We start from the raw sequence: 24,915 nt of genomic DNA on the forward strand, positions 1-24,915 counted from the left end.
GGAGGAACCCGCATGGTGAACAAGCTCTACCCCGATGCCGCGGCCGCGCTGGAGGGCCTGCTGTTCGACGGCATGCAGATCGTTTCGGGCGGCTTTGGATTGTGCGGTATCCCGGAGCGGCTGATCGATGCGATTCTGGAAAAGGGCACCAGGGACCTGACCATTGCATCCAATAATTGCGGGATCGACAATGTCGGCCTGGGCAAGCTGCTGCGCGCGCGCCAGATCAAGAAGATGATGGCCAGCTATGTCGGCGAGAACAAGGAGTTTGAGCGGCAATATTTGGCTGGTGAGCTGGAGGTGGAGTTCTGTCCCCAGGGTACGCTGGCCGAACGCTGCCGCGCGGGCGGCGCTGGCATTCCGGGCTTCTACACCAGGACCGGCGTTGGCACGGCGGTTGCGGAAGGCAAGGAAGTTAAAAGCTTCGACGGGCAGGATTATATATTGGAGCGCGGCATCTTCGCCGATCTGGCGATCATCAAGGGCTGGAAGGCTGACGAGAGCGGCAACCTGATCTTCCGCAAGACAGCGCGCAACTTCAACCAGCCAATGGCGACCGCCGCGAAAATCTGCGTCGCCGAAGTGGAGGAAGTCGTACCAACCGGCAGCCTGGACCCGGACGCGATCCACCTGCCCGGCATTTATGTGAAGCGCATGATCATCGGCGCGCCCTATGACAAGAAAATCGAATTCCGCACCGTTCGCCAGAGGGAGGCCGCTTAATCATGCCATGGACTCGTGATGAGATGGCTGCCCGCGCGGCCAAGGAACTGAAAGACGGTTTCTACGTCAACCTCGGCATCGGCATCCCGACGCTGGTGGCGAACCATATTCCCGCAGGCGTAGAAGTGACGCTCCAGTCGGAAAACGGGATGCTGGGTATTGGACCCTTCCCGTTTGACGGTGAGGAGGATGCCGACCTGATCAATGCGGGCAAGCAGACGATCAGCGAAGTACCGCAGACCGCCTATTTCAGCTCGGCCGACAGTTTCGCGATGATCCGGGGCGGGCATATTGACCTGACCGTCCTTGGCGCGATGGAGATTGCCGAAAATGGCGACATCGCCAACTGGATGATCCCCGGCAAGATGATCAAGGGCATGGGCGGCGCGATGGATCTGGTCGCGGGCGTCAAGAAGATCATCGTCGTGATGGAACATACGTCCAAAAATGGCGATCCTAAATTCATCCCGGCCTGCACCCTGCCGCTGACCGGCAAGAATGTGGTCGACATGATCATCACCGACCTGTGCGTGTTCCAGCGCCCCGACCATGACAGCCCGTTCACGCTGGTCGAAATGGCACCCGGCGTCACGGCGGAGGAAGTCGCCGCCAAGACCACCGCCCATTATCTGGTCTGAGAGCGTCATGAGCCTCGACGGCGTCTATGATGAGGGCAATGTCTTTGCCCTCATCCTTGCGGGCAAGATCCCTTCGGTCACCCTGTATGAGGATGCCGATACGCTCTGTTTCCTGGACATTCAGCCGCAGTCGAAGGGGCATGCGCTGGTCATTTCCAAATGGTCGAAGGCGCGCAACATATTGGAGATTGAGGAGGATGCGCTGGCGCAGGTGATGGCGACGACCCGCAAGGTCGCGACCGCCATCCGTGCCGCGCTGAACCCCGACGGCCTGCATATCGCCCAGTTCAATGGCGCGGCGGCGGGACAGACCGTGTTCCATCTCCACGTCCATATCGTGCCGCGCTGGGCCGGGCAGGCAACGGGATTTGCGGCGCACGGGCAGGGCGGGTTCGCGGACGCCGATGCGCTCAAAGCGCTGGCGCAAGAGATTCGCGCGCACCTCTGATGCGCCTCCATCGCTTTGCGGGGCGCGCGCCCCTTTTTGCCGGCGGACGCTGATATGGGTCTGCGTCCCTTCAATGTGCCCGGTGCGCGGCTGGCGCTCCGCACCAAACGGGCCAGCCCGCTGTTTCAGGGCCAACGGGGTGAGAGCGAGGTCATTCTCGACCTGTCGCGCCTGCTGTCGCGTTCCTTCCACCCCGCGCCGACCGGCATCGACCGGGTGGAATATGTCTATGCCCGCGAATTGCTGGAGCGGATTCCCGATCGGCTGTCCTTTGCTGCGGTCCACCCGGCGGGCGGCTATTATGGTCGGCTCGATAGTGCGGCGGTGCGGCAGTTTTTGGCCTTCACGGCGGCCAAATGGCGCAATGCCGGGGTTGCCGACGCGCGGGAGAGCCGGGCGGCGACGGTGCGGCATATGTTTGCGCTGCGCCCCCGCCCGGTGCCACGCGCGACCGGGCCGCGCCTCTATTTGCAAGTGTCGCCGCACCATCTGGATGATGCTGATCAGGTCGGCGCGATCCTGCGCGCCGAGGGGGCGAAATTCGTGACGCTGGTGCATGACGTGATCCCGCTCAGCCACCCCGAATATGCCCGGCCGCAGGGCGCGGACGAACATCGGCGGCGGGTAGGCACGATTGACCGCTTTGCCAGCGGCATCATCGGCAACAGCCAGGCGACGATCGACGCGCTGGAACCGCACATGGCGAACGGCCTGGCGGGGCGGGCGGTCCGCGTCGCCCATTTCGGCGCGGATGCCCCGGACATATTTGGTGGTCGGGATGAGGTGCTGCCTGATCGCCCCTATTTCGTCTATATCTCGACCATCGAACCGCGCAAGAATCACCTGCTGCTGCTCACCATCTGGCGGCGTTTGGTCGAGCAATTGGGCGATGCAGCCCCGGTGCTGGTGTTGATCGGCCGGCGCGGCTGGGAAAATGAGAATGTCGTCGATCTGCTCGATCGCGCCGAAGCGTTGCGCGGCCATGTGATCGAAGCGGGTGAAGTGTCCGACACGCGGATGCAGGCGCTGGTCGCCAATGCGCGCGCGATGCTGATGCCCTCCTTTGCCGAAGGCTTCGGGATGCCGGTGGTCGAGGCGCTGGCCGCAGGCGTGCCGGTGATATGCAGCGACATCATGGCCCATCGCGAAGTGGGCGGCGACGCCCCTGATTATCTCGATCCGCTCGACGGGCTGGGCTGGATGAAGGCGATTCGCAACTACAGCCAGCCGGATTCGCCTGATCGTGCGGCCCAACTTGCCCGGCTGTCGGTCTGGCGTGCGCCCACCTGGCGCGACTATTTCGACATTGTGACCGATCTGCTGGAAGATGTGACAAGCTCTGTTTCTTGACCTTGCATCGGCCCAAGCCCATGAACTGACTGCCATCATGATTTCAACGCCATTCCTGCGGTCCCCGCCCTTTCCCGACATCGACACGTCTCTCGCGGCTGTCAGCCTGTTGCGGGCCGCGGGCGAGGTGGGTGCGCCGGTCGACGACGCGGTGCTGGACGCGATCGTTGCGGCGCGGGTTGGCGGCACATTCTGGGGCGCGCGACCCGATGAGCGAGGCCGATCCGTTGCGACAGAGTGCGATCCCTGGGCGCTGGTCGCGCAGGCGCAGTCGATCCAGGCGCAGGCTGATGACGAACTGGCGTTGATCGCGGGGCTGCAGGGGGTTCCGGTCATCGGTCCCGATGGCGCGGTCATCGACCCTGATCATTTGCGCGCTACGCTCAAGGCGCGAATCGCCGCCGCCCGCTATCGCGACTGTTTCACCGGCCAGCCGGTCGATGCGATGCAGGCGGTGACGCAGCTGGCCGATTGGCGACGGCATATCGACGGCAATCGCGGCATTGTGGCGGCCAGCGGCATGGCCTTCTGGAAGCGCGACGCGATCCGTCATTTCCTGTGGGACGGCATGTCGTCTCCGCCCTTCCTGTCCGCCGAGCGGGGCCTGCGCCGCGCCCGGCGGGACAAGGGCGCTCTGGCGGTCTGGCCATCGCGCGTTCCCGTCACCCTGCCGCAGGATGCCGCCGATCAGGGCGTTGCGCTGGCGCGGGTCGAGGATGGATTTCTGCGATCGCGCGGACTGGGGGCGGGGTTGCACCCGCCCGGCTCCGTCGTGGTCGATCGGACCGGCATCTATTATAATGCGCGCGCCGCCAATGATCTGGAAACGCTACTGGCGACGCACGACTTTCCACCCGCACTGGTCGATCGCGCCCGCCGCCTGCGCGAACGTGTCTGTGCGACCGGCGTGACCAAATATGGGCCGGAAGCGGGGCGGATGATCGACCTGCCAGCGGGCAGGCGCACGGTATTGGCGATCGGCCAGGTCGATGACGACCTGTCGGTGCGGCTGGGCGGGGCAGGGGTCGACGGCAATCTCGATTTTCTGATGCGGGTGCGCCGGGCCGAACCGGACGCGTGGATTATCTATCGGCCCCATCCCGACGTGCAGGCGGGGCATCGCAAGGGGCATTTGCCTGAGGCTGTCGTCCTCACCCATGCCGATGCGATCGACACGGGTGCGCCATTGATGGAGCTGGTGCAGGCCATTGATGAACTGCATGTCCTCTCCTCCCTGACCGGTTTCGAGGCGCTGATGCGCGGCCGTTCCGTAACGGTCCACGGTATGCCCTTCTATGCGGGGTGGGGGCTGACGCGCGATCTGGCCCAGCCCAGTGCGCGGCGCGGGCGTCAACTCAGCGTGGATCAGCTTGTCGCGGCCGCTCTCATTCTCTATCCTCGCTATCTAGATCCGGTAACGCGGTTGCCGTGCGGTCCCGAAATCATGGTGGATCGCATGGCGGATGGATCGACGCCGCCGATGACATGGCTCATCGCGTTGCGGGCGCTACAGGGGAAGTTTCGACGTTTTATGACCTTGTCCGCTGAGTTTCTACATGGCTAACCGCCCATCCAAGACATTTCTGTTCCTGCAAGGACCGCATGGTCCCTATTTCGCGATGCTGGCCGACGCTTTGCGGGCGCGGGGCCATGCCGCGCTGCGAATCAACATCAATGGCGGCGACAAGGTCGACTGGCCCGGCGATGCGACCGACTATCGCGGCACATTCCGCAACTGGCCGCTCTTCTTCGACGATTTCGTCGTCACCCATGGCGTCACTGACCTGATCCTGTACGGCGACTGCCGCCCCTATCATGCCAGCGCGCATGGCATGGCGCGCTTGCGCGACCTGCGCGTCCATGTGGTGGAGGAGGGCTATATCCGCCCCGATTTCCTGACGCTTCAGGCTGACGGGGTGAATGGCAATTCCACCCTGCCGCTCGACCCGCAATGGTATCGTGAGCAGGCACGCGGCCTGCCCCCGCTGGACGAGAATCAGCCGACAATCCCGTCCAATTTCAGCACCCGCGCCCGCAATACCATGCGCACTGGCCTTGCCGCTGCGGTGTTGCGGCCCCTGTTCCCCTTCTACCGCACGCACCGGCCGCACAGTTTCCTGATGGAATCGCTGTCCTGGGGGCGCAAACTGATGATGCGCCGCCGCGATATGCAGCAGTCAGCGCAAGCTTGGGCCAAGGTCGAAGGGAAGCGCTATTTCACCCTGCCATTGCAGCTCAATTCCGATTATCAGCTGCGCATCCATTCGCCCTTTGGTGATATGCGCGCGGCGTTGCGCTTCGTCATCAAGAGCTTTGCCCATCATGCTCCCGCCGACGTCCTGCTGGTCATCAAGCAACATCCGCTCGATTCCGGCCTGGTCGCCTGGGATCGGCTGATCCGGCGTCTGGCGACCGATTATGGCGTCGCGGATCGCATTCATTATCTGTCGGATTGGGACATTGCCGAGGTCGTTGAAAAGGCGATTGGCGTGGTCACGGTCAACAGCACGGTCGGCACGCTGGCGTTAAACAGCGGCAAGCCGGTCGTGGTCCTTGGTCATGCGGTCTACAAGGTGCCCGGCATGGTCAGTGTGAAGGGGCTGGACGCATTTTGGACAGACCCGTCGCCACCCGACATGGCGCTCTATTCGGCCTTCCGGCAGGTATTGGCCGATCGCTGCCTGATTCGCGGCGGGCTGTTGAGCGACGAAGGCTTGCAGATGCTTGTCGATAATGCGGCGGATCGACTGGCGCCGGTGAAGCGATCAACTCGCCGCCATCTGAAACTGGTCACGCCCAAGGTCAGCGATTTCATCGCGTCGAATACCGCGACCTGATCTTAACGGGCGGTGAAGCCGTAGCGGGTGAAGATCGCTTTGCCGGTTGACGAGAGCAGGAAGCGGCGGAATGCTTCGGCCTCCTTGTGGCGGCTGCCGGTCAGGCGCGCGATCGGGTAGCGGATCGGCGGATGGCTGCGCGCCGGGAAAGCGCCGACGATCGCAACGCCGCTGGCGACCCGCGCGTCGGTGGCATAGACGATCCCCAGCGGCACCTCACCCCGTTCGACCAGCGCCAGCGCCGCGCGGACATTGTCGCCGCGCGCGATTCTGCCAGCGACGCTGGGCCATACGCCAAGGTTAGTGAGTGCCGCCTTGCCATATTTGCCCGCCGGCACGCTGTCGGGGTCTGCCATGGCCAGCCGCCCGTTGCCCAGCGCCCGCGCGATCGGCATGGCGCGCCCGATCCGCAGGCGCACTGGTTTGGCCTTTGGCGTCACCAGCACCAGCCGGTTGCCGACCATATTGGTGCGGGTGCCGCGCACGACAAACCCGCCCTGCTCGACATCGCGCATCCAGTCCTCGTCCGCCGACAGGAACAGGTCGGCGGGCGCACCCGCCCGGATCTGCCGCGCCAGGGCGGAGGAACCGGCGAAGGACAGGACAGGGCGGGCATGGCCTTGCCTTGTCCATGCATCGGCGGCGGCGGTCATCGCCTCCTGCATACTGGCCGCCGCCAGCACCAAAGGGCCACGATTGTCGGGTGTGGCCTGTGCCGTCGGGGCCAGAAGCAGGAGCAGCGCGATGGCGGATAGCAAGCGTCGGATCATGCCGTCTGTCTGCCTTCGCCCTGTTGGCGATGCAAGCGTCGCACCATGCTTTTGTCGCGCGGATCAATCGGCTAGAGGAGGTCGCATGATCAGGAACCCGCGCTGACATGGCGATCGTCAGAAGCCAGTGCGGCCAGTGTGGCGTCGGCTGCGGCATCCGCGCGATCACCGACACTGATCGTCGCGTCATTATAGAGGGCGACCGGCTGCACCCGGCCAATGGCGGGCTGCTGTGTGATCGCGGGCAGGCGCTGGGCGATGCCGCGATGCCGCTGGAGGGACGGTTGCTCCAGCCATTGGTCGATGGGCGGCCCGTCGGATGGGAGCGGGCGATCGCGCAGCTTGCGCGGCGGCTGACGACCATTTTGGTTCGCCATGGTCCGGGCAGCATTGCGCTGCATGTCGGTGGCGGCCTGCTGACCGAGGATTATTATGTCGCCAACAAGCTGATGAAGGGCTTTTTCGGGTCGGCCCATATCCATACGCCATGGCTAGACGGAAGCAGTGCGGCGCAATGCAGGGCGTTCGGCGAAGATGTGATGCCTGCCGCTTATGAGGATATTGATTGCGCGGCGACGATCCTGCTGGTGGGGGATGGGATTATGGCGCATCCGGTCTTGCTGGAACGGGTGCAGGCAGCCCGGCAGGCGGGTGTGCGGCTTGTCCTGCTGACGGGCGAGGGAGCTGCGATCGAGGCGGATCTGCGTTTGAACGTGAAGCCCGGCAGTGTCGTGCGGCTGTTGGCAGGGGCGCTGTTGCATGGCCATGACAAGGGACAGCATGATGCGGATTTTCTGGCGCGGAGAGTCGCGGTGCCGGACGGCTTCTGGGACGGGTTGCGACCGGGGCATGATATCTGGTCGATCGCCCGCGCGACCGGGCTGACGCCGACGGCGATCCGGGCCTTTTACGAGGAATGGGCGGTGACGGACCGAGTGGTTACCCTGTTCTGCGCTGACGATACGCCGGAGTTGGCCGCTGCGGTCATCAACCTGCACCTTGCCAGTGGACGGATCGGGCGACCCGGCGCGACGCCCTTTGCCATGACCGGTGCGGCCAATGGCATGGGCACGCGCGAAACCGGCTGCGTGGCGGACAGTCTGGCCGCCCATTGCGATTTCGCGCCCGATGCCCGCGCCAGCATCGCCCGCTTCTGGGGCGCGCGGTTGCTGGCGGACGGGCTGGGGCTGGAGGGGGAGGCGCTGTTGCGGGCGATGCGCGACGGGCGGGTCAAGGCGCTGTGGAGCATCGGCGCGGACCCGGCGGCGGCGGCGTGGTTGGGCGAGGCGCGAGGGCTTGTCCCGCTGGCGATCCGGTCGACCGACATGCTGGCGGAGCAGGGCGATGGCTGGTCGGTCCTGCTGCCCTCTGCCGCCTGGGTCGAAAAGGACGGGACGCTGACTGGCATGGACCGGCTGGTCAGTCGCCAGCGTCGGCTGTTCCCGTTACCGGGCGATGCCAAGCCCGACTGGTGGATGCTGACCAAAGTGGCGCAGGCGATGGGGTGGAGCGATGCCTTCCATTATGAGCGGCCCGCCGACATTTATCGCGAACATGCGCGGCTGACCGCCTATGGCAATGATGGTGCGCGGCTGCTCAACCTGCGGCGGCACGCGCCGATTTCCAACCCGGCCTATGACGAGCTGACGCCATGGCGCTGGGGCGAAGTGCCGTTCGATGGCGGTCATTTCCCGACGCCGGACGGACGGGCGAGATTCGCTTAACTTCGCACTTTTCCCGGCAAATGCGACATTTTGTTACGCAGTCCTGATCCTATCGGAATGCCGACATGCGATCTTATCGCCTTGGGCCGAAGTAGGACAGCCCGTCAGCGGGGGGTTGCTGCAATCCCTTGAAGATGCGCGAGCAGGGCGTCGCCATTGGCCGTCCAGGTGAAGCGCAGCGCGGCGGCGCGCACGGCTTCGCGATCTGGCGGATTGTCCAATATCGCGCGGATGGCGGTAGCGATGGCCTCCGGCTCACGATCAACAATCTGCCCCGCTTCCGGCCGGTCGAGCAGTTCGCGTGCGCCACCGACATCGCTGATTACGATCGGGGTGCCGCAGGCCAGCGCCTCGACCCAGGCATTGGCCAGCCCTTCGGAGGCCGAGGGCAGTGCCATCACATCGGCAGCGGCAAAGATACGCGGCAATTTATGGTGGGGAACGGAGCCTAGAAAGCCGAGCCGCCGGTCGACACCCAGTTCCTGCGCCAGATTTTCAAGGTGACGCCGATATTGCCCCTGTCCCGCCAGCAGCAAAGTGACGTCGGGTAGCAGCAGCAAGGCGCGGACGAGCAAATCCTGCCCCTTGCGCGGGATCAGCGCGCCAACGCACAGCACAACCGGCCCGTCAAAATCGAGCGCGGCCTTCGCTTCCGCCCGGTCGGCGATTTCGAACGTGTCGAGATCGACCCCGGTATAATGGACGCGGATCTTGTCCTGCTCCATCCCCATGCGGGCCATCGAGCGGCGCATGGCGTCCGATACGGCGAGCAGGCCCGTGGCACCGTCGCCCGCCTGCCGCACCAGCTTGCGGGTGCCGCGCTGGCTGCCCCAATGGTGGATGTCCGCGCCGCGCGCCTTGACGGAGTAGGGGATGCCCAGCGCGCGCGACAGGCGTTGCGCCACCGGGCCATCGGGGAAGAAGAAGCTGGCGTCGATCACATCGAACGGCTTTTCCGCGTGCAGCCGCTTGACGAGCGGCAAGATGGCGCGGGTCATGGTCCACACATTGGTCCGCCCGCCAAATTTGGGGATGATCGGGAAGGTCGGGCGATAGACGGTCAGTTCGCGCCATTTCTCGCGGCGCGGCAGCGCGTGCAGCGGGGCGTAGCGCGGGGCGAGCGAGAGGGGCCATGGCGGCAGGCCGACCGGGGCGATGACGGTGACGTTGGCTTCCGGGCGGCTGGCCAGTTCGCGCGCCTGCCGTTCGACGAACACGCCGAAGGTCGGACGGCTGATGTCGGGAAAGAGGGTCGATAGCATGAGGACGTTAAGCGTCATGGTCTCTCTTTCGCGCAGGAGCCTTTGCTATTGGGTTAAGATGCCACCAACCTTTTTGCTAGAGCCGTCGGACGAGCTGTTCCGCGACTGCGGCCCATGGCGGGTCGGTCAGCACCAGTTGGCGCGCGCCGGAACCCAGCGGCAGCAGCTGCAAACGGTCGCCCTCCCGCCCGATCAGGCGTCCGAACAGGAAGCGGCCTGCGGGGCGGGGCAACAGAATGTCGCGGTTGAGCGCGCTGGCAAAATCCTCCGGCGCGATCCGGCGGCACCAGATGGCGTCGCCGCTGCGATAGTCGCCGATGCTGGCGCTGACATGGACGCCGACCATGCCATCGGCGGCAACGGGGGAAGGGAATGCCAGCGGGCGGGTGGGTGCGCGCGCGCCGTCCGGCCCCAGCAGCGCGGCGACAGGCACCTCGCTCTGCCCCGGCATGGCGACGAGTTCGGCGCTGGTGACGCTGAGCGCCAGCGCGATGCGATTGAGCCATTTGATCGACACGGTGCGGGTGCCGGTTTCCAGACGGCCGATCGTCTGGGCGGTCGTGGGCGGATCGCACAGCGCGCCGACCTGTTCCAGCGTCAGCCCCTTCACCTTGCGGACTTCGCGGATGCGGGTGATCATATCTGCCTCGCTGAATAACCTATTTGGTTTTCTCTTTCCTACAAACTATCCGCCATGGCAAGGCTGATTTCCCGATTCCCCATCGTCAAAAGGAGAAGGCCGCATGACCGCCACCCATATCGAACAGACGATCGAGGACCCCCATGGCCGCCATCAAACGGTGCTGGTCCATATCGGCGAATCGCCGCTCGCCTGGCTCCATGCTCGCGGGCATCTGAGCGAACGGCATTATTTCGCGGGCGACCGGCTGCGCACCGACTGGGAGAAAGCGGGGCTGGGGGCGCGGGTCACGATGCGTTGGGACGCGGCCCCGCGCGCGGGTGGGCGGGCGATGCCGGGGCGGCAGCCGGACCCGACGCTGATGCAATTGTCGGCGCGGGATCGCTTCGACGGGGCGATACGGGCGGCGGGGCCGGGGCTGGCGGACATATTGTGGCGCGTGGTGTGTGCTGGCGAAGGGCTGGTCGCGGCGGAGCGGGCGCTGGGCTGGCCCAGCCGCGCGGGCAAGCTGGTGCTGACGCTGGCGCTCGATCGGGTGGCGGGATGGTATCGGGTTGGGTGAAGCCAAACCAACAATATGCAGGATTCTGATAAATCCTCCCCTTGTAGGGGAGGTGTCAGAGCGTAGCGATGACGGAGGGGTGTCACCCTATCGAGAGGGGGATACCCCTCCGTCTGACCTGCGGTCAGCCACCTCCCCTGCAAGGGGAGGATTGGCAACGATTCAAGACTCGCCCAAGTCTTCAGCCTATCATGCCTGCGCCCAGCAGCAACAGCAGCTTGACGTCGATGGCATAGCCTTGCTCGCGCCAGGCGATAACCTGCGTCGCCAGCCCGGCCAGCGGCACGCGGTGGACGTGGATGTCCTCTCCATCGACGCCGCCGCCTTCGCCGGTTTTGATCAGATCATGAGCGCGGAACAGGGTGAAGCTTTCCGCGACCATGCCGGGCGAGCTGAAAAATTCACCCAGCGATTCGAGGCGGGCGGCGCGATAGCCGGTTTCCTCTTCCAACTCGCGGCTGGCGGCGATGCTGGCGTCCTCGTCCGCGTCATGATCGCCGACCAGCCCTGCGGGCAGTTCGATGCAGCGCTTGCCCAGCGGCACGCGATATTGATCGACCAGCAATACATGATCCTGATCGACCGCCAATATCACCGCGGCCTTGATGCCGCGCGCGCGACCGACATATTCCCATTTGCCGCGCCGCTTGGCGGTGATGAAGCGTCCGGCCCACATCACTTCTTCAGGCGCAGACGCATCCGGGTCGCTCATAATTCGATCAGCCTGTCGGGAAGTTCGTTGATATCGTCATCGGCGCGCGGGAAGTGGGTGGCCAGCACGATGCCGACCTGGCGCACCGCCTGCGCCAGCCCTTCGCCCGCGCGACCGTCGCGAATGGCGTCGATCAAGGCCGCCATCGCCGCGCCCCATTCTTCGGGCGCGACCTTGCCATTGATCGCGGCGTCGGCGACGATTTCGGCGCGATGCTCGTCGAGCGAGAGGTAGATCAGCACGCCGGTGCGGCCATGGGTGCGCGCTTCGGCGGCGGTGCGGAACAGCAGGATCGCGCGCCTGCGCACCCGCCGCGCCCGTGTCGCACGCGGGGTCATCCACATCCGCAGCGCCGGGATGGCCAGCAGATAGCGGACGATCAGGAATTTGAGGATCAGCAGGCCCAGCAGCCCGGTCAGCAATTTCCAGTCCGCCAGTTCATGCTCCCAATCGCGTAGCAGGGCGGACAAAAAATGGCGCAGATGTTCGGGAAAGGCCGCTGCCACCGACAGGGCGATGAACACCGCGGCGATCGCCCAGTGCAGCCCGACATCATGATAGGCATCCGACCGGCGCGTCACGATCGTCACGATTTCGCCGGACGTATGCGCCTCCGCCTCCGCCACGGCGGCGGACACAAGGGCGTGGTCGGCTGCTGAAAGATGAAGCTGCATCACCAGTCCCCCGACGCGCCGCCGCCGCCGAAGCTGCCGCCACCACCCGAAAATCCACCACCACCGCCAAAGCCGCCACCACCGCCCCAGCCGGAGCCTCCACCGCCCCAGTCGGAATCGCCCGGTCCCCACAGGATGATCGGCGCGCCTGAACTGCCACGATAGCGTTTGCCCGTGCCACGGCGACGCGATGCCAGCGCGATGAAGGCAACGACCATGATGATGACCCAGATCATCGCCATGCCGCTGACGTTGCCGCCCGATCCCTTGCGCGCCGCTGCCTGTGCCGCCGCTGCGCGGGCCTTGGCCTCTTCGGGTGGCAGGGTCATGATCGCGCCGATTTCTGCCACGCCCGCGTCGATCCCGCCGGGCATGTCGCCTGCCTTGAAGCGCGGGGTGATGGCGTCGCGGATGATCTGCGATGATTGGGCGTCGGTCAGCAGGCCTTCCATGCCATAGCCGACCTCGATCCGTATCTTGCGCTCATTGGGCGCGACGATCAGCAGCGCGCCATCATTCTTCGCCTTGTCGCCAATCCCCCATTCGCGCCCCAGCCGATAGCCATAGTCGGCTATGTCATAGCCCTGAAGGTCAGGGATGGTCGCGACCACCAACTGCCGCCCGCTTTGGGTTTCCAGCGCGGCCAGTCTGTCGGTCAGCGCCTGTTCCTGCGCCGGGGACAGCAGGGCAGCCTCATCCACCACCCGGCCGGTCAGCTTGGGAAAGGATTGAGCCTGCGCTGCCGGCGCAAAGGCCAGCAGCGCAAGGAGGATCAGCAGGCGGCGGATCACGCTATCAATTGCCGAAATCGACCTTCGGCGCTTCTTCCGCGCCGGGCGTCGTCGCCTGGAACGGGGTCATGGGCTTGGCACCGTGGATGATCTTGGCGCCGATCGCGTCGGGGAAGGTGCGGATGCGGGTGTTATAGGCGCGCACCGCTTCATTATAGTCGCGGATGGCTACGGCGATGCGGTTTTCCGTGCCTTCGAGCTGCGATTGCAGATTCAGGAAGTTGGCGTTGCTCTTGAGGTCTGGATAGGCCTCTACCGAGGCGAGCAGGCGGCCAAGCCCCTGGCTCAGTTGCGCTTGCGCCGCCTGGAACTGGGCAACTTTCGCGGGATCGGACAGATCCTCGGCATTGACCTGCACCGACGTTGCCTTGGCGCGCGCTTCGGTGACGCGGACCAGTGTGTCCTGCTCCTGCTTGCCCGCCGCCTTCACCGTGGCGACGAGGTTGCCGACCAGATTGGAGCGGCGCTGATATTGCGCCTGGACGTCGGCCCATTTGGCCTTGGCCTCTTCCTCGGCCGTGGGGACGCTGTTGATGCCGCAGGCGGACAGGGCGAAAACCCCCAGCAGCGGCAGCAGGAACGGGGCAAAACGGCGCAGGAGCGTCATGGAAGATCCTTAAGCTATTATCTGGGTCACGAAATAGGCGGTTGTCCTGCCCCGCGCAACGGGCCATCCAGTGATTATCTTTGACTGGACAAGAGGCGGACATGGGACTGATCAGCGAATTCAAGACCTTCATCAATCGCGGCAATGTGATCGACCTGGCGGTCGGCGTCATCATCGGCGGCGCATTTGCCACCATCACCAAATCGCTGACGGACGATCTGATCATGCCTGTCGTCGGCTATCTATTCGGCGGCGCGGATTTTTCGGAATATTTTATCCGGCTGGGCGACCTGCCTGCCGATTATAAGGGCAATCCGCAAAGCTATGCCGATCTGAAGGCGGCGGGCGTTGCCATGTTCGGCTGGGGCCAGTTCCTGACGGTCATGGTCAATTTCGTCATATTGGCGTTCGCCATTTTCCTGCTGATCAAGGCGGTCAACCGCATGATGGTGAAGCCGGAGCCGGAGGCGCCTGCGACGACGCCGGAGGACATCGTCCTGCTGCGCGAAATTCGCGATTCGCTGCAAAAATAAGGCGCTATGCGACGAACGGAGCGGTTGGCGGGAACCATCGGCGGCGTGACCGGTTGATCGCGGTCAGGGTTGGGAGCGGCTGAGGCCGTTTCCGCCCGTTGAACAATGCCGTCTGCCCCAGGGGGCGCAACAGGAGAAAACGCCGTGAAAACCTTCGTCAAAATCCTTGGCCTTGCCAGCCTTGTCGCCCTCGCCGCGTGCGATTCGGCCAAGGAAAATCAGGTCGAGAATGCGTACGAAAACAAGGCGGATGCGATCGACAATCAGGCTGACAATATGGAAGCCATGGCAGACAATCTGACCGGCAGCGCCGAAAATGCGGCTGAAAACGCCGCCGACGCGCTGGAAAACAAGGCTGAAGCGACGCGCGATGCGGGCGACAAGGCCGAGGACGCGGTCGAAAAGCAGCAGTAAGCGCTTTTCACCAACTAAATCCGAAAGGGGCGTCGCGAGCGGATCGCGGCGTCCCTTTTGTTTGCGCTTTAACCCGCTCTTAACCACGTCCCGCCATGGTGCCGTTTGCGCGCATCCGTGGGACCATGGGCATGGACGAACTGTTACAAGAATTCATTTCCGAAACCCAGGAAACGCTGGAGGCGCTGGCAGGCGAAGTCGTCGCCTGGGAAGCCGACCCGTCGGACCGGGACCGGCTCGACGCGATCTTCCGCTTTTTCCATACGGTGAAGGGCAGCTGCGGCTTCCTGAACCTGCCCCGGTTCGAGCGGCTGAGCCACGCGGCCGAAGATGTGCTGTCCGACATCCGTGCGGGCAAGCGCGTCGCTGATCCTTCGACGGTCAGTGCTGTGCTGGGCCTGATGGACCGGATCGGCGAACTGGCCGAGGCGGTGTCGATGGGCGCAGCTTTGCCCAATGAGAATGACGAATTTCTGATCGCCGCACTGACTACCCCATCCGACGCGTCGGTGACGGTGGAGGTGGAGCATGGCAATGCCGCGGCACCCGTCGCCGTTGCGCGGCAAGGCAGCCAGTCCGGGCCGCGCACCATTCGCCTGCCGCTCAGCCTGATCGACCAGTTGATGAACGGCGTGTCGGACATGGTGCTGGCGCGCAACGAATTGTCGCGCAAGCTGCGCGAACGCTCGGTCGACACTGAGCTGGACACAGTCTTTGAGCGGCTGTCGACCTGCGTGGCTGACATGCGCGACGTGATCAGCAAGACGCGGATGCAGCGGGTCGAACGGCTGTTTGCCGCGATCCCGCGCATGGTGCGCGACCTGGGCCGGGATCTGGGCAAGCGGATCGACCTGACCCTGGAAGGCGGCGACGTCGAGATGGACCGCGAGATGGTGGAGATGGTCGTCGACCCGCTCACCCATATCGTGCGCAACAGCATCGACCATGGCATCGAAACCCCTGAAAAGCGCCGGGCGGCGGGCAAGCCGGAGACGGGCCAATTGCGGCTGGAAGCGCGCCAGTCGGGCAACCAGATCGTCATCGTCGTCACCGACGATGGTGCGGGCATCGACACGGTGCGGCTGGTCGAAAAGGCGATTGCCGCTGGTCGTCTGACCCCGGAAGCCGCCGCCCGCATGAGCGAGGCGGACAGGCTGGAACTGATATTCCAGGCCGGTCTGTCCACCGCCAATCAGGTGACGGCGATTTCCGGTCGCGGCGTCGGCATGGACGTGGTGCGCGCCAATGTGGAGCGGATCGGCGGGCTGATTGCGCTGGATAATCATCCGGGGCGCGGCCTGTGCATCACCTTGCGGGTGCCGTTGACGCTGACCATCATTCCTGGCCTCATCATCCGCGCAGGTGGCCTGCATTTTGCGATCCCGCGCGCGGCGGTGGTCGAGATTCTGCACGACAATAATGACACGCTCCAGATCAGCGAAGTGGGCGGGGCGAAGATCGCGACGATCCGTGGCCTGCGCCATTCGATGATCGATCTGGAAGATGTGCTGGGTATGGAAAAGCCGGTCGAGACCGGGCCGCGCGCCATCATGGTGGTGCGTTCGGCGACCGGCGTACCCTTTGCCATGGGGGTGTCGGCGGTCGACAATCATGAGGAACTGGTGATCCGTCCAGCATCCCCTTTGGTGATGGCATCGGGCGTCTATGCAGGCATGACCCTGCCCGACAATGGCAAGCCGATGCTGCTGCTCGATGCGGCAGGCATCGCCAGCGCGGCCAGATTGCCGACGATGATCGACGATCGCGCCGCGCGGCAATCGGACCAGGAGGCTGATGCGCAAAGCGGGGTCGAGATGGTCGCGGCGCTGCGGTTCGAGGAATGTTCGGGCGAACGCCGTCTGCTGCAACTCTCGCTGATCGAGCGGGTCGAGGATATTGATGCGTCGCTGTTCGGGCGGTCGGGCGGCAACGCCTTTGTTCGGCTCGACGGACGGCTGGTGCCGGTGGCCAATGGCCTGACCGATTTCGGGCGTGACAGGATTTCCGCGCTGCGCCTGCGTGATGGTTCGGTGGAAGCCTGTTATCCGGTCGCGGCCGTGCTGGACATTGTCCAGATGCCGATGGTGCCGGACATGGTGGCGATGCATGGCCATGTCAGCGGGGTCGCGGTAATCGACGGCGAGCATCTGGAAGTGATCAATCCCTTTGCGCTGTTTGCCAGCCTGCCCGATGGCGGCATTGTCGAACGGGCGCGGGGTCGCTGCCTGTTGGCCGACAGTGACGATGGCTGGACCCGCGACATATTGGCGCCGCTGCTGCGGCAGGCGGGGCAAGATGTGGTGATGGGCCTGCCCGATGATGCTGCGGTCGATCCGCGCGACGTGCTGCTGCTGACCGGCCATGACGCCGCGCAGACGGCGGGCGTCATGGCCGGGATGATCGGATGCCGCATCGTCCATCTGCGCGCCTCGCCCCGCGCGGCGGGACCGCAGGATAGCAGCATCTATCGCTATGATCGGGACGCGCTGATGGCGGCGATCGCCGGAGGGCAGGGGTAAGGCCATGGACAGACTCTATCTTTTCGCCACGCTGGCAGGCACGCGCATCGCGGTCGAGACGGGCGAGGTCGAGGCGGTCGTCCGCCTGACCGACGTATCGCCGGTGCCGGGCATGGGCGCGCATATCGCAGGGCTTTCCGCGTTGCGCAGCCGGGTGCTGACCATCATCGACGTTGCCGCGCTGATCCATGGCGTCGCCAGTCCGCGGGTGGAGCGGGGGCTGGCCATCATCGCCGACATTAGCGGCCACAGCTATGGCCTGATGGTCGATGGCGTCACCGACATTTGCCGCGTACCGGAAGGCGAACTGCCCCTGCGCGGCCAGATCGGCCCGGCCTGGGCACCCTATGCCCGCGCGATTGTGGAGCATGAGGGGCATCCCTGGCTGCTGGTGTCGCTCGCTGCCTTCATCGAGGGTGGCGCGCTGGCGCAGGCGGCGTAATGGGCAGGCTGGCCAAATTTGCGACCAATCGAAAAATCATCCTTCTCCTGTTTACCAATTGATTGGCTTTGCCGGTTAAACCGTCAGCCGGGACGCAAAAACCAAAGGGACGCCTCATGAAGAATTGCCTGGTCGTTGACGACTCAAAGGTCATCCGCAAGGTGGCGCGCCATATCCTTGAATCGCTGGACCTGACGGTCAGCGAAGCGGTGGACGGTCAGGACGCACTGACCCAGTGCGAAGCGTCCGCGCCCGATGTCGTCCTGCTCGACTGGAACATGCCGGTGATGAGCGGGATGGAGTTTCTTCAGGCGCTGTCGAGCGCGAAGATGACGGCCCGGCCCAAGATCATATTTTGCACCACCGAAAATGGCATCGGCCATATCAAGGCGGCCGTGGAGGCCGGGGCCGACGAATATGTGATGAAGCCGTTTGACCGGGAAACGCTGGAAAGCAAGCTGGTTATCGTCGGGGTCATCTAGCGGGCGGGACGCAGTCCTCATCCTTGGGAGAATTCCGACCTTTCCTTCATCATTCGTGCAGAAAGTCCCGTGATGACCTTCATCGCGCCGATCATGACCAGTCACAGGAGCGAACCCAAGTCGGTTCGCACGCTGGTCGTTGACGATTCCGTTGTCGTCCGCACCGTTATCGAACGCATCCTCAATGCCGACCCGGCCTATGTCGTGGTGCATAAGACGAACAGTGCCGAACAGGCGCTGGGCTATCTGGCGGGGCATGATGTTGATCTGGTGCTGCTCGACATCGAATTGCCGGGGCAGAGCGGCCTGGCGGCGCTGCCCGCCATTTTGCACGCCAATCCCGACGTCAAGGTCGCGATCCTGTCTGGCAAGTGCGAGGAGGGCAGCGCGGCTGCCATCGAGGCACTGGCGCTGGGCGCCAGCGACATATTGTCGAAACCGGGCAGCGGCAGTTTTGGCGAGCATTTCCCCCAGACGCTGATCGAGCGGCTCAACCGCCTGTTCACCGATCGTCCCGCCCCATCGCCGCCGCAGCGCCCGCTTGCGCCGCCTGTCGTCCAGCCTGCCGCGCAGCCGCTCGCCTGCCTTGGCATTGGTGCGTCGACTGGCGGCATCCATGCGCTGAGCCAGTTGTTTGAAGGTCTGGCCGCGCCGCTGGGCGTGCCGGTGCTGTTGACCCAGCATCTGCCCGCCAGCTTCACCGTTTATTTCGCGCAGCAACTGGCGCGCATGACCAGCCTGCGGGTCAAGGTCGCCGAGACCGGCGATCTGTTGATGGCCGACACCGTCTATGTCGCGCCCGGCGACGCCAATCTGCAACTGCGCCGTGGCCTGCATGGCCGGGTGACGATAACGCTGAACCCGGAACGCACGCCTGCCGGCAACCTGCCCGGTGTCGATCCGATGTTCGCCAGCATGGCGGACGTCTATGGCGCGGGCGCGGTGGGTATCGTTCTGACCGGCATGGGCCGCGACGGCACGGTCGGTGCGCGCGACATTGTCGCAGCGGGCGGCTGGATCGTCGCGCAGGATGAAGCCAGCAGCGTCGTGTGGGGGATGCCCGGATCGGTCGCGGGGGCAGGGCTGACCTGCGCGGTGATGGAGCCGCTAGCTATTATGGACTTCGTGTCCCGGCGCGGAAAGGTGCTTGTTTGATGGTCATGCCCCCTTCGCCTGCATCGACATTACAGGGCGCGGCGCGCGTGCTGTCCGGGCTGCTGGAAGCGCGCACCGGGCAAGTCCTGTCCGAAGGCCGGGCGTGGCGGATGGAAACCGCGCTGCGACCGGTGCTGCGCGATCATGGCCTGACCGACATGGACGAATTGGCCGCCCGACTGTTGCGCAAGGGGGACGCACGGCTGGAGCAGGAAGTGGTCGATGCGCTGCTGAACAATGAAAGCAGCTTCTTTCGCGACCTCCAGATTTTCGACATGATCCACCGGCAGATATTGCCTGCTATCCACGCTGAAAAGACCGACCGGACGCTGCGCATCTGGAGCGCGGGCTGTTCGACGGGACAGGAAGCCTATTCGCTCGCGATCCGGCTGCGCAATGACGCGGCGCGCTGGAGCGGATGGCGGATCGAGATATTGGCGACCGACATTTCGACCGCCGCGATCGACCAGGCGCGATCGGGCATATTCTCGCAAATGGATGTGCAGCGCGGGCTGGCGGTCGGCGACCTGCTCAAATGGTTCGAGCCGTCGGGCGAGGACTGGCGCGCCAGTCCCGAATTGCGGCGAATGATCGATTTCCGCCACGACAATCTGTTCGATGCCAAGGCACCGACCGGTGCCTATGACCTGCTGCTGTGCCGCAACGTCCTGCTCTATTTCAGTCCAGAACGGCGGCAGGCGGTGCTGTCGCTGCTTGCCCGGCACAGCCATGCCGGGTCGATATTGCTGCTGGGCGCGGGTGAAACCGTGATCGGACAGGGCGATGATTTTACCGCTCATCCCGAATTTCGCGGCGGCTATGCGCGGCAGGCGGCATTGCCCGAAGGCGCGATCGGCCGGGTGCGACGGACGGGCTGAGGGTTTTGTTTGGGAATGTGCTTCGCACATTCGTTCCGCACCGGCCCTCAACCTTTAACCATGCTTGATTGCCACGCCTGCCTGCGCCATTGTCATGTCCAGGCTGCGCGACTGCACGGGCGGGCCGAAAGGGCATGATGAACGAGCTGCCGATGATCGAAACGCCGTCGCCCAATTTCGACGAGCGCAGCCTGCCGGTCTCGATGCTGGTTTTGCATTATACCGGGATGCCGGACGCCGCGAGTGCGATCAATTGGCTGGCCAACCCGGAATCCAAAGTCTCTGCCCATTATGTCGTGACCGAGGATGGTCAGATCATCCGCATGGTCGATGAAGCCAAGCGCGCCTGGCACGCGGGGCGATCCCACTGGCGCGGGGTGGATGACATCAACAGCGCCAGCATCGGCATAGAAATCGTCAATCCGGGGCATGAATGGGGCTATCGGCCCTTTCCGCAAACCCAGATGAGTTCGCTGATCCCGCTGGTGCATGACATCGTCCAGCGACACCGCATCACGCGCGGCAATATCGTCGGCCACAGCGACATCGCGCCCGCGCGCAAGCAGGATCCGGGCGAGCTGTTCCCTTGGGCGCAACTGGCGCGGTTGCGGCTGGCCCTGCCGCGCCCGACCAAGAATCTGATGGACCCGCACTGGACCGATGGCGGCTTCATGCTGGCGCTCGAACGGTTCGGCTATGACATTGCCGATCCGCAGGCGGCCGTGGTGGCGTTTCAGCGGCGTTTTCGCCCCGAACTGATCGACGGGGTGATTTGCGGCGAATGTCGCGCCATCCTGCTGGCGTTGCTGCTGCCCAAGCCCAGGGGCGATGAATAAGGGCGTGACGGGAGGCCCGAAGCTGGCTAGGGACCGTTCCGCCAGAGGGCCGGGCGGCCGCGGCGTGGCGGGTAACTTCCACGGCGAGGAAAGTCCGGGCTCCACGAAATGACGGTGCCGGTTAACGACCGGCTGGAGTGATCCAAGGGACAGTGCAACAGAAAGCAGGTCGCGTTTTGTCTTAGGACATTGGGGCTTCGGCCACGCGAAATTGAAAGGGTGCGGTAAGAGCGCACCGCGTCTGCGGCAACGCAAGGCGGCATGGTAAACCCCACCGGGAGCAAGACCGAATAGGGGCGGCGCGCAGCTTCATGCTGCTAGGTCTGTTTCGACCGAGACCGTCCGGGTTGGTTGCTTGAGGAACGGAGCAATCCGTTCCCTAGAGGAATGGTCGCCTATCCCTGGAGACGGGGTGGACAGAACCCGGCTTACAGGCCCTCTGGCATTTATTTGAGATATTTTCCGCACCGGCCCGCTCCCCCACCCGGCCACCCACAGAATATCCTGAATGGGCGGCCGGGTGGGGGAGCGGGCCGGTGCGGGCTTTAAAATGCGCTCTTTCGCGCATTTTCAAAATATGGTGCGATGGGGTGGCTTTCCGCCCGGACCTTCCCTAATTCGGGCAAATGGCACGAAACAGCCGATCCAATGACTGGGGCTTTCCCCGCTGGCGTGCCTATGGTGCATCGCGTGAGGCGCAGCGCGTGCGGATGTGCGACCGTTTTGGCTGCGACAAGCCGGGCGACTGCCCCGCGCCCAAATCCCCTAACAGCCCGGAACGCTGGTATTTCTGCCCCGATCATGCGGGCGAATATAACCGTAACTGGGACTATTTTCAGGGACTGGACCAGGAAGAACGCGAACAGCGCGAGCGGGATGAGCGGCGCGATGCGGGCGGCTATCAGGGCAGTGCCTATCATAGCTGGGGCGGGCCGGGCGATGGCAGCCGGTCGCGCGACGAACTTCATGCGTTGAAGGCATTGGACCTTGAGGATGACGCCGATTTCGAGGCGGTGAAGAAAAGCTGGCGGACGCTGGCCAAGGCATATCATCCCGACGTCAAGCCCGGCGATGCGCAGGCCGCCGCCCGTTTCCAGACGATCCAGGCCGCCTATGAAGTGCTGCGCGCTGCCGAGGAGCGGCGGACGTGGAAGCCGCGCGGGGCGGTGGATTGAAGTCGCTGGTCCGATCCAATTGGCGCAATGCCGTGCTGGTCTGCCGCAAATGCGAAAAGAAGCTGGATGGCGGCTTTGGTCCCGATGGCGGCGCGCGGCTGGCCAAGGCGCTGAAGCGGCATTTGTCGCTGAAAAAGGGACGCAAGGCAGCGGCGGGCATTGTCGAGGTGAGCTGTCTGGGCGTCTGTCCCAAGGGCGCGGTGACGGTGGTGAATGGCGCGGCGAGCCGCGACTGGCTGCTGGTACGGCCCGGCGCGGATCTGGATGAACTGGCGCAGACGCTGGGTCTGGTGCCGACAGAAGATCGTTAAAACAATCCTTACCAATTCCAGCCTAAACGGATGGAATGAGATATTTCCTTTCTGTGCAACGCGTTATGCCGATCGTGGGTCAATGCAGCCTGATCCTGTTTGGCCTGACCGCGCTGACCCTGTCGCCGCCCGTCAGCGGGCGGATGCTGCTGGTGCCGTTGACCGCGCACGCCCGCGCGGTGCTGGCGCCTGCCGCCATCGCCCATGGCGCGCGACTGGTGGCGGCGGGCCCATGGGCAGGATCGCTGCTGATCGAGGGACGGCGTGACCGGCTGGTGCTGCCGATGCTGGGTCATGGCGTTATCGCGGTCGCGACGAACCGCACCGGTTGCGGAGGAGCCGCGTGATGCAGGCCGAATCGAGTCTTGGGCGCTTGCGCCTCCAGGGGTTGCGTGTCCTGCTGTTTGCAAGCTGGCTGTGGACGATTGCGCTGGGTTCGATGTCGCTGCTGTTGGGGGTAGAACGCGGCGGGCAGGCGATGGCGCTGTCTGTACTGGTCAATGCCCTGCCGACGATCATGGTCCTGCGCAAAAGGCTGGATGTCGAAACGCGGCTGGCGATGGGGACGCTGGCGGCGGTGCAGCCGGCCATCGGCCTCTATCTGCTGTCGGGCCATGTCTGGCAGATGGACGGACATATGTTCTTCTTCGTCGCGCTGGCCGGATTGGTGCTGCTCTATGACTGGCGGCCGATCGTGCTGGGGGCGGTGCTGACGGCGGCGCATCATCTCCTGCTCAACAGCCTTTTGCCTGCCTGGGTTTTTCCGGGCAGCGGTGATCTGGAGCGGGTCGCGATTCATGCGGTCGCGGTAGTGCTGCTGACTGCCGTGCTTTGCTATCTCACCATCCGGCTGCGCGCCCTGCTGCTGGCACTGGATGGCCAGATCGCGCAATCTGCGCAGCTGGCGCAGGCTGCGGAAAGCGGGCGGACCGCGGCGGAGGCGGCGATGGCCGCCAGCCGGGACGCGGATTTGCGCGAAGCGGCGCTGCGCCACGCACAGGAACAGGACAAGGCGCGCATGGCGACCGATAGGCGCGCGGCGACTCTGGCATTGGTGCAGGATTTCCGCAGGTCCGTGTTCGGCATTGTCGAGGCGGTCGGTGCCGCGACCCATGATCTGGAAGAATCGGCGCGATTGCTGAACGGCCTGGCGCGAGACGCCAGCACGGGCACGCATGAAACGGCGGCGGCGGCCGAACAATCGTCTGCCAGTGCCGCGCTGCTGGCGCGACGGATCGAGACATTGTCCGCATCGATTACCGCCATTGCGTCTGCCGCGCAGCAGCAGGCGGTGCTGGGCGGAGAGGCGCAGCGCGTGTCGACCGCTGGACATGAGGCTGTGCGTGATCTGGAGGAACGCACGGCGTCGATCACCAGCTTTGCTGGCTCCATTACCGGCATTGCCGCGCGCACCAACCTGCTGGCGCTCAACGCGACGATCGAGGCGGCCCGTGCGGGCGAGGTCGGCCGGGGCTTTGCGGTCGTGGCAGGCGAGGTCAAGCAATTGGCCAGCCAGACGGCCAGCGCAACCGGCGAGATCGAATCGCTGGCCTGGTCCGCGCGCGAGGGCGCAGGCATAGCGCAGGGCGCCCTTTCGGATGTGGCGGGCGCGGTCGAACAGCTGGCAGAGGCCGCCGATGCGATCCAGCGCGCCGTCGCCGATCAGCGCGACGCAACCAGCGCGATCGAGCAGGCAGCCCGCGATACGGCACGCGACGCCACGATCATGACGCGGCAGATGGAGGGGGTGGCTGATGTCGCGCGGGATACCGAAAGCCTGTCTGGCAGGGTGTCGAGCGCGGCGACCGGCCTGTCCCGCACGGCGCAGGAGTTGCAGCGGGCAACCGACATTTTCGTGGCGCAGCTGGAAGCTGCCTGATCGGTTCAGCCGGCGCGGGCGATGCGTGGCGCGCTGTCGTCAACCTTGTCGGCCAAGGGATAGAGGGTACGATTTTCGCGGTCGACCCGATCGCTCAGCGCCCGAATGACAGCCTGTGTCTCGGAGCAGAAATCGGCCCATTCGCGCGCGACGCGATCGTCGCTCCACGCGGTCATGTAGCGGGAAAAACTTTCGGCAAGTGCGCCGGTTTCGGTGTGGAGCGTGGCGGCAGTGGTGCGTGTGCGCTCATCAGCGGCGCGTTGCAGCGCGGGATAGAGGATGCGGTCCTCCAGGGCGAGATGGGCCATCAACTGACGCGCAAGCTGCCAGCGTATGGCACCCACGCTGCGCGGATTGGCGCGGTCAGCCGTCGCTTGCGCCAGCCTGTGCGCCGTGTGACTGATCTCGTCATGCTGCCGGCGCAGTTGCGTCATATCCATCATTTCGCCCTTCCGTCCCTACGGAAAGCCGATGATGGGAGCAGCGACTTAATAAAGCGTTGCGACAGATGCTATTTCGGTGGGGAAACGAAGCCGTGGCCCTGCGCCGCAAT

General features: G+C 64.7%; 28 protein-coding genes and 1 other RNA gene. 21 read left to right on the forward strand and 8 right to left on the reverse strand.

Features of this window, described 5'->3' with window-relative positions; all coding sequences use genetic code 11:
• Positions 1-12 precede the first annotated feature (12 nt).
• Genes ACODSR_RS16125 through ACODSR_RS16150 form a run of 6 tightly spaced genes read left to right on the forward strand, consistent with a single transcriptional unit; the run spans position 13 to position 5,996 of the window.
• On the forward strand, positions 13-723 hold the full coding sequence (locus ACODSR_RS16125) for a CoA transferase subunit A (protein WP_489077655.1): 711 nt from the start codon (positions 13-15) through the stop codon (positions 721-723).
• Positions 724-725: 2 nt separating this feature from the next.
• Positions 726-1,361, forward strand: coding sequence for a CoA transferase subunit B (locus ACODSR_RS16130; protein ID WP_489077656.1), 636 nt, complete (start codon positions 726-728; stop codon positions 1,359-1,361).
• Between the two features lie 7 nt (positions 1,362-1,368).
• Positions 1,369-1,809 (forward strand): HIT family protein, encoded by a 441-nt coding sequence (locus tag ACODSR_RS16135; protein ID WP_294135998.1) that lies wholly within the window; start codon positions 1,369-1,371, stop codon positions 1,807-1,809.
• Positions 1,810-1,863: 54 nt separating this feature from the next.
• Positions 1,864-3,159 carry a glycosyltransferase family 4 protein gene (locus ACODSR_RS16140; RefSeq protein ID WP_489077657.1) on the forward strand — a complete coding sequence of 432 codons (1,296 nt, stop codon included), beginning with the start codon at positions 1,864-1,866 and terminating at the stop codon, positions 3,157-3,159.
• Positions 3,160-3,196: 37 nt separating this feature from the next.
• Entirely contained in the window at positions 3,197-4,723 is a 1,527-nt protein-coding gene (locus ACODSR_RS16145; RefSeq protein ID WP_489077658.1) for a capsular polysaccharide export protein, LipB/KpsS family, read from the forward strand.
• Positions 4,716-5,996 carry a capsule polysaccharide biogenesis protein gene (locus tag ACODSR_RS16150; RefSeq protein WP_489077659.1) on the forward strand — a complete coding sequence of 427 codons (1,281 nt, stop codon included), beginning with the start codon at positions 4,716-4,718 and terminating at the stop codon, positions 5,994-5,996. The genes ACODSR_RS16145 and ACODSR_RS16150 overlap by 8 nt, the downstream gene beginning before the upstream one ends.
• 2 nt (positions 5,997-5,998) lie before the next feature.
• Here the strand turns inward: ACODSR_RS16150 and modA are convergent, their stop codons facing one another.
• Positions 5,999-6,766 (reverse strand): molybdate ABC transporter substrate-binding protein, encoded by a 768-nt coding sequence (gene modA / locus ACODSR_RS16155; RefSeq protein ID WP_489077660.1) that lies wholly within the window; start codon positions 6,764-6,766, stop codon positions 5,999-6,001.
• Between the two features lie 107 nt (positions 6,767-6,873).
• On the opposite strand from modA, the gene ACODSR_RS16160 reads away from it, so the two are divergent.
• Positions 6,874-8,490, forward strand: coding sequence for a molybdopterin-dependent oxidoreductase (locus tag ACODSR_RS16160; RefSeq protein WP_489077661.1), 1,617 nt, complete (start codon positions 6,874-6,876; stop codon positions 8,488-8,490).
• Between the two features lie 104 nt (positions 8,491-8,594).
• Here ACODSR_RS16160 and ACODSR_RS16165 read toward each other — a convergent pair whose 3' ends face one another.
• Both ACODSR_RS16165 and ACODSR_RS16170 read right to left on the reverse strand, forming a co-directional pair.
• On the reverse strand, positions 8,595-9,770 hold the full coding sequence (locus ACODSR_RS16165) for a glycosyltransferase (RefSeq protein WP_489077662.1): 1,176 nt from the start codon (positions 9,768-9,770) through the stop codon (positions 8,595-8,597).
• 58 nt (positions 9,771-9,828) lie between these two features.
• Entirely contained in the window at positions 9,829-10,392 is a 564-nt protein-coding gene (locus tag ACODSR_RS16170; protein ID WP_489077663.1) for a helix-turn-helix domain-containing protein, read from the reverse strand.
• A gap of 103 nt (positions 10,393-10,495) precedes the next feature.
• Here ACODSR_RS16170 and ACODSR_RS16175 point away from each other — a divergent pair, with 103 nt between their 5' ends.
• Complete coding sequence (locus ACODSR_RS16175; protein ID WP_489077664.1) at positions 10,496-10,954, forward strand: DUF6456 domain-containing protein; 459 nt, start codon at positions 10,496-10,498, stop codon at positions 10,952-10,954.
• Positions 10,955-11,135: 181 nt separating this feature from the next.
• On the opposite strand, the gene ACODSR_RS16180 is transcribed toward ACODSR_RS16175, so the two are convergent.
• The 4 genes from ACODSR_RS16180 to ACODSR_RS16195 are packed head-to-tail and all read right to left on the reverse strand — an operon-like array spanning position 11,136 to position 13,738.
• The gene (locus ACODSR_RS16180; RefSeq protein WP_489077665.1) at positions 11,136-11,666 is read right to left on the reverse strand and encodes an NUDIX hydrolase; all 531 of its coding nucleotides are present in this window, start codon (positions 11,664-11,666) and stop codon (positions 11,136-11,138) included.
• A complete protein-coding gene (locus tag ACODSR_RS16185; protein WP_489077666.1) occupies positions 11,663-12,340 on the reverse strand; it encodes a TPM domain-containing protein in 678 nt (225 codons plus the stop codon). The genes ACODSR_RS16180 and ACODSR_RS16185 overlap by 4 nt, the downstream gene beginning before the upstream one ends.
• Complete coding sequence (locus ACODSR_RS16190; protein ID WP_489077667.1) at positions 12,340-13,131, reverse strand: TPM domain-containing protein; 792 nt, start codon at positions 13,129-13,131, stop codon at positions 12,340-12,342. Before ACODSR_RS16190 ends, ACODSR_RS16185 begins: the two co-directional genes overlap by 1 nt.
• 4 nt (positions 13,132-13,135) lie before the next feature.
• On the reverse strand, positions 13,136-13,738 hold the full coding sequence (locus tag ACODSR_RS16195) for a LemA family protein (RefSeq protein WP_489077668.1): 603 nt from the start codon (positions 13,736-13,738) through the stop codon (positions 13,136-13,138).
• Between the two features lie 101 nt (positions 13,739-13,839).
• Here ACODSR_RS16195 and mscL point away from each other — a divergent pair, with 101 nt between their 5' ends.
• The 13 genes from mscL (at position 13,840) to ACODSR_RS16260 (ending at position 24,362) form a co-directional block, all read left to right on the forward strand.
• The gene (gene mscL, locus ACODSR_RS16200; protein WP_489077669.1) at positions 13,840-14,271 is read left to right on the forward strand and encodes a large conductance mechanosensitive channel protein MscL; all 432 of its coding nucleotides are present in this window, start codon (positions 13,840-13,842) and stop codon (positions 14,269-14,271) included.
• A 144-nt stretch (positions 14,272-14,415) separates the two neighbouring features.
• Positions 14,416-14,685, forward strand: coding sequence for a hypothetical protein (locus ACODSR_RS16205; protein WP_489077670.1), 270 nt, complete (start codon positions 14,416-14,418; stop codon positions 14,683-14,685).
• A 131-nt stretch (positions 14,686-14,816) separates the two neighbouring features.
• Positions 14,817-17,204 (forward strand): chemotaxis protein CheA, encoded by a 2,388-nt coding sequence (locus ACODSR_RS16210; RefSeq protein ID WP_489077671.1) that lies wholly within the window; start codon positions 14,817-14,819, stop codon positions 17,202-17,204.
• A gap of 4 nt (positions 17,205-17,208) precedes the next feature.
• On the forward strand, positions 17,209-17,646 hold the full coding sequence (locus ACODSR_RS16215; protein WP_294135956.1) for a chemotaxis protein CheW: 438 nt from the start codon (positions 17,209-17,211) through the stop codon (positions 17,644-17,646).
• A 116-nt stretch (positions 17,647-17,762) separates the two neighbouring features.
• Positions 17,763-18,128, forward strand: coding sequence for a response regulator (locus ACODSR_RS16220; protein ID WP_006958812.1), 366 nt, complete (start codon positions 17,763-17,765; stop codon positions 18,126-18,128).
• Between the two features lie 72 nt (positions 18,129-18,200).
• Complete coding sequence (locus ACODSR_RS16225) at positions 18,201-19,283, forward strand: chemotaxis protein CheB (RefSeq protein WP_489077681.1); 1,083 nt, start codon at positions 18,201-18,203, stop codon at positions 19,281-19,283.
• Positions 19,283-20,161, forward strand: coding sequence for a CheR family methyltransferase (locus ACODSR_RS16230; protein WP_489077682.1), 879 nt, complete (start codon positions 19,283-19,285; stop codon positions 20,159-20,161). Before ACODSR_RS16225 ends, ACODSR_RS16230 begins: the two co-directional genes overlap by 1 nt.
• A gap of 137 nt (positions 20,162-20,298) precedes the next feature.
• Positions 20,299-20,997 carry an N-acetylmuramoyl-L-alanine amidase gene (locus ACODSR_RS16235; RefSeq protein ID WP_119747904.1) on the forward strand — a complete coding sequence of 233 codons (699 nt, stop codon included), beginning with the start codon at positions 20,299-20,301 and terminating at the stop codon, positions 20,995-20,997.
• A 41-nt stretch (positions 20,998-21,038) separates the two neighbouring features.
• Positions 21,039-21,444, forward strand: an RNA gene (gene rnpB, locus ACODSR_RS16240) — RNase P RNA component class A.
• A gap of 179 nt (positions 21,445-21,623) precedes the next feature.
• Positions 21,624-22,172 (forward strand): J domain-containing protein, encoded by a 549-nt coding sequence (locus ACODSR_RS16245; protein WP_489077672.1) that lies wholly within the window; start codon positions 21,624-21,626, stop codon positions 22,170-22,172.
• On the forward strand, positions 22,145-22,483 hold the full coding sequence (locus tag ACODSR_RS16250; protein ID WP_489077673.1) for a (2Fe-2S) ferredoxin domain-containing protein: 339 nt from the start codon (positions 22,145-22,147) through the stop codon (positions 22,481-22,483). The genes ACODSR_RS16245 and ACODSR_RS16250 overlap by 28 nt, the downstream gene beginning before the upstream one ends.
• 65 nt (positions 22,484-22,548) lie before the next feature.
• The gene (locus tag ACODSR_RS16255) at positions 22,549-22,830 is read left to right on the forward strand and encodes a hypothetical protein (RefSeq protein ID WP_489077674.1); all 282 of its coding nucleotides are present in this window, start codon (positions 22,549-22,551) and stop codon (positions 22,828-22,830) included.
• Positions 22,830-24,362, forward strand: a complete 1,533-nt coding sequence (locus ACODSR_RS16260) for a methyl-accepting chemotaxis protein (RefSeq protein WP_489077675.1) — start codon at positions 22,830-22,832, stop codon at positions 24,360-24,362. Before ACODSR_RS16255 ends, ACODSR_RS16260 begins: the two co-directional genes overlap by 1 nt.
• A 5-nt stretch (positions 24,363-24,367) precedes the next feature.
• On the opposite strand, the gene ACODSR_RS16265 is transcribed toward ACODSR_RS16260, so the two are convergent.
• Positions 24,368-24,802, reverse strand: coding sequence for a hemerythrin domain-containing protein (locus tag ACODSR_RS16265; RefSeq protein ID WP_489077683.1), 435 nt, complete (start codon positions 24,800-24,802; stop codon positions 24,368-24,370).
• Positions 24,803-24,915: the final 113 nt, after the last annotated feature.

This window comes from Sphingobium sp. FG125, from assembly GCF_057809795.1.

Coding starts and splice junctions, on each gene's coding strand:
- ACODSR_RS16125 (WP_489077655.1), top strand. CDS start 13: ATGGTGAACAAGCTCTACCCCGATGCCGCGGCCGCGCTGGAGGGCCTG.
- ACODSR_RS16130 (WP_489077656.1), top strand. CDS start 726: ATGCCATGGACTCGTGATGAGATGGCTGCCCGCGCGGCCAAGGAACTG.
- ACODSR_RS16135 (WP_294135998.1), top strand. CDS start 1,369: ATGAGCCTCGACGGCGTCTATGATGAGGGCAATGTCTTTGCCCTCATC.
- ACODSR_RS16140 (WP_489077657.1), top strand. CDS start 1,864: ATGGGTCTGCGTCCCTTCAATGTGCCCGGTGCGCGGCTGGCGCTCCGC.
- ACODSR_RS16145 (WP_489077658.1), top strand. CDS start 3,197: ATGATTTCAACGCCATTCCTGCGGTCCCCGCCCTTTCCCGACATCGAC.
- ACODSR_RS16150 (WP_489077659.1), top strand. CDS start 4,716: ATGGCTAACCGCCCATCCAAGACATTTCTGTTCCTGCAAGGACCGCAT.
- modA (WP_489077660.1), bottom strand. CDS start 6,766: ATGATCCGACGCTTGCTATCCGCCATCGCGCTGCTCCTGCTTCTGGCC.
- ACODSR_RS16160 (WP_489077661.1), top strand. CDS start 6,874: ATGGCGATCGTCAGAAGCCAGTGCGGCCAGTGTGGCGTCGGCTGCGGC.
- ACODSR_RS16165 (WP_489077662.1), bottom strand. CDS start 9,770: ATGACGCTTAACGTCCTCATGCTATCGACCCTCTTTCCCGACATCAGC.
- ACODSR_RS16170 (WP_489077663.1), bottom strand. CDS start 10,392: ATGATCACCCGCATCCGCGAAGTCCGCAAGGTGAAGGGGCTGACGCTG.
- ACODSR_RS16175 (WP_489077664.1), top strand. CDS start 10,496: ATGACCGCCACCCATATCGAACAGACGATCGAGGACCCCCATGGCCGC.
- ACODSR_RS16180 (WP_489077665.1), bottom strand. CDS start 11,666: ATGAGCGACCCGGATGCGTCTGCGCCTGAAGAAGTGATGTGGGCCGGA.
- ACODSR_RS16185 (WP_489077666.1), bottom strand. CDS start 12,340: ATGCAGCTTCATCTTTCAGCAGCCGACCACGCCCTTGTGTCCGCCGCC.
- ACODSR_RS16195 (WP_489077668.1), bottom strand. CDS start 13,738: ATGACGCTCCTGCGCCGTTTTGCCCCGTTCCTGCTGCCGCTGCTGGGG.
- mscL (WP_489077669.1), top strand. CDS start 13,840: ATGGGACTGATCAGCGAATTCAAGACCTTCATCAATCGCGGCAATGTG.
- ACODSR_RS16210 (WP_489077671.1), top strand. CDS start 14,817: ATGGACGAACTGTTACAAGAATTCATTTCCGAAACCCAGGAAACGCTG.
- ACODSR_RS16215 (WP_294135956.1), top strand. CDS start 17,209: ATGGACAGACTCTATCTTTTCGCCACGCTGGCAGGCACGCGCATCGCG.
- ACODSR_RS16220 (WP_006958812.1), top strand. CDS start 17,763: ATGAAGAATTGCCTGGTCGTTGACGACTCAAAGGTCATCCGCAAGGTG.
- ACODSR_RS16225 (WP_489077681.1), top strand. CDS start 18,201: ATGACCTTCATCGCGCCGATCATGACCAGTCACAGGAGCGAACCCAAG.
- ACODSR_RS16230 (WP_489077682.1), top strand. CDS start 19,283: ATGGTCATGCCCCCTTCGCCTGCATCGACATTACAGGGCGCGGCGCGC.
- ACODSR_RS16235 (WP_119747904.1), top strand. CDS start 20,299: ATGAACGAGCTGCCGATGATCGAAACGCCGTCGCCCAATTTCGACGAG.
- ACODSR_RS16245 (WP_489077672.1), top strand. CDS start 21,624: ATGGCACGAAACAGCCGATCCAATGACTGGGGCTTTCCCCGCTGGCGT.
- ACODSR_RS16255 (WP_489077674.1), top strand. CDS start 22,549: ATGCCGATCGTGGGTCAATGCAGCCTGATCCTGTTTGGCCTGACCGCG.
- ACODSR_RS16260 (WP_489077675.1), top strand. CDS start 22,830: ATGCAGGCCGAATCGAGTCTTGGGCGCTTGCGCCTCCAGGGGTTGCGT.
- ACODSR_RS16265 (WP_489077683.1), bottom strand. CDS start 24,802: ATGGATATGACGCAACTGCGCCGGCAGCATGACGAGATCAGTCACACG.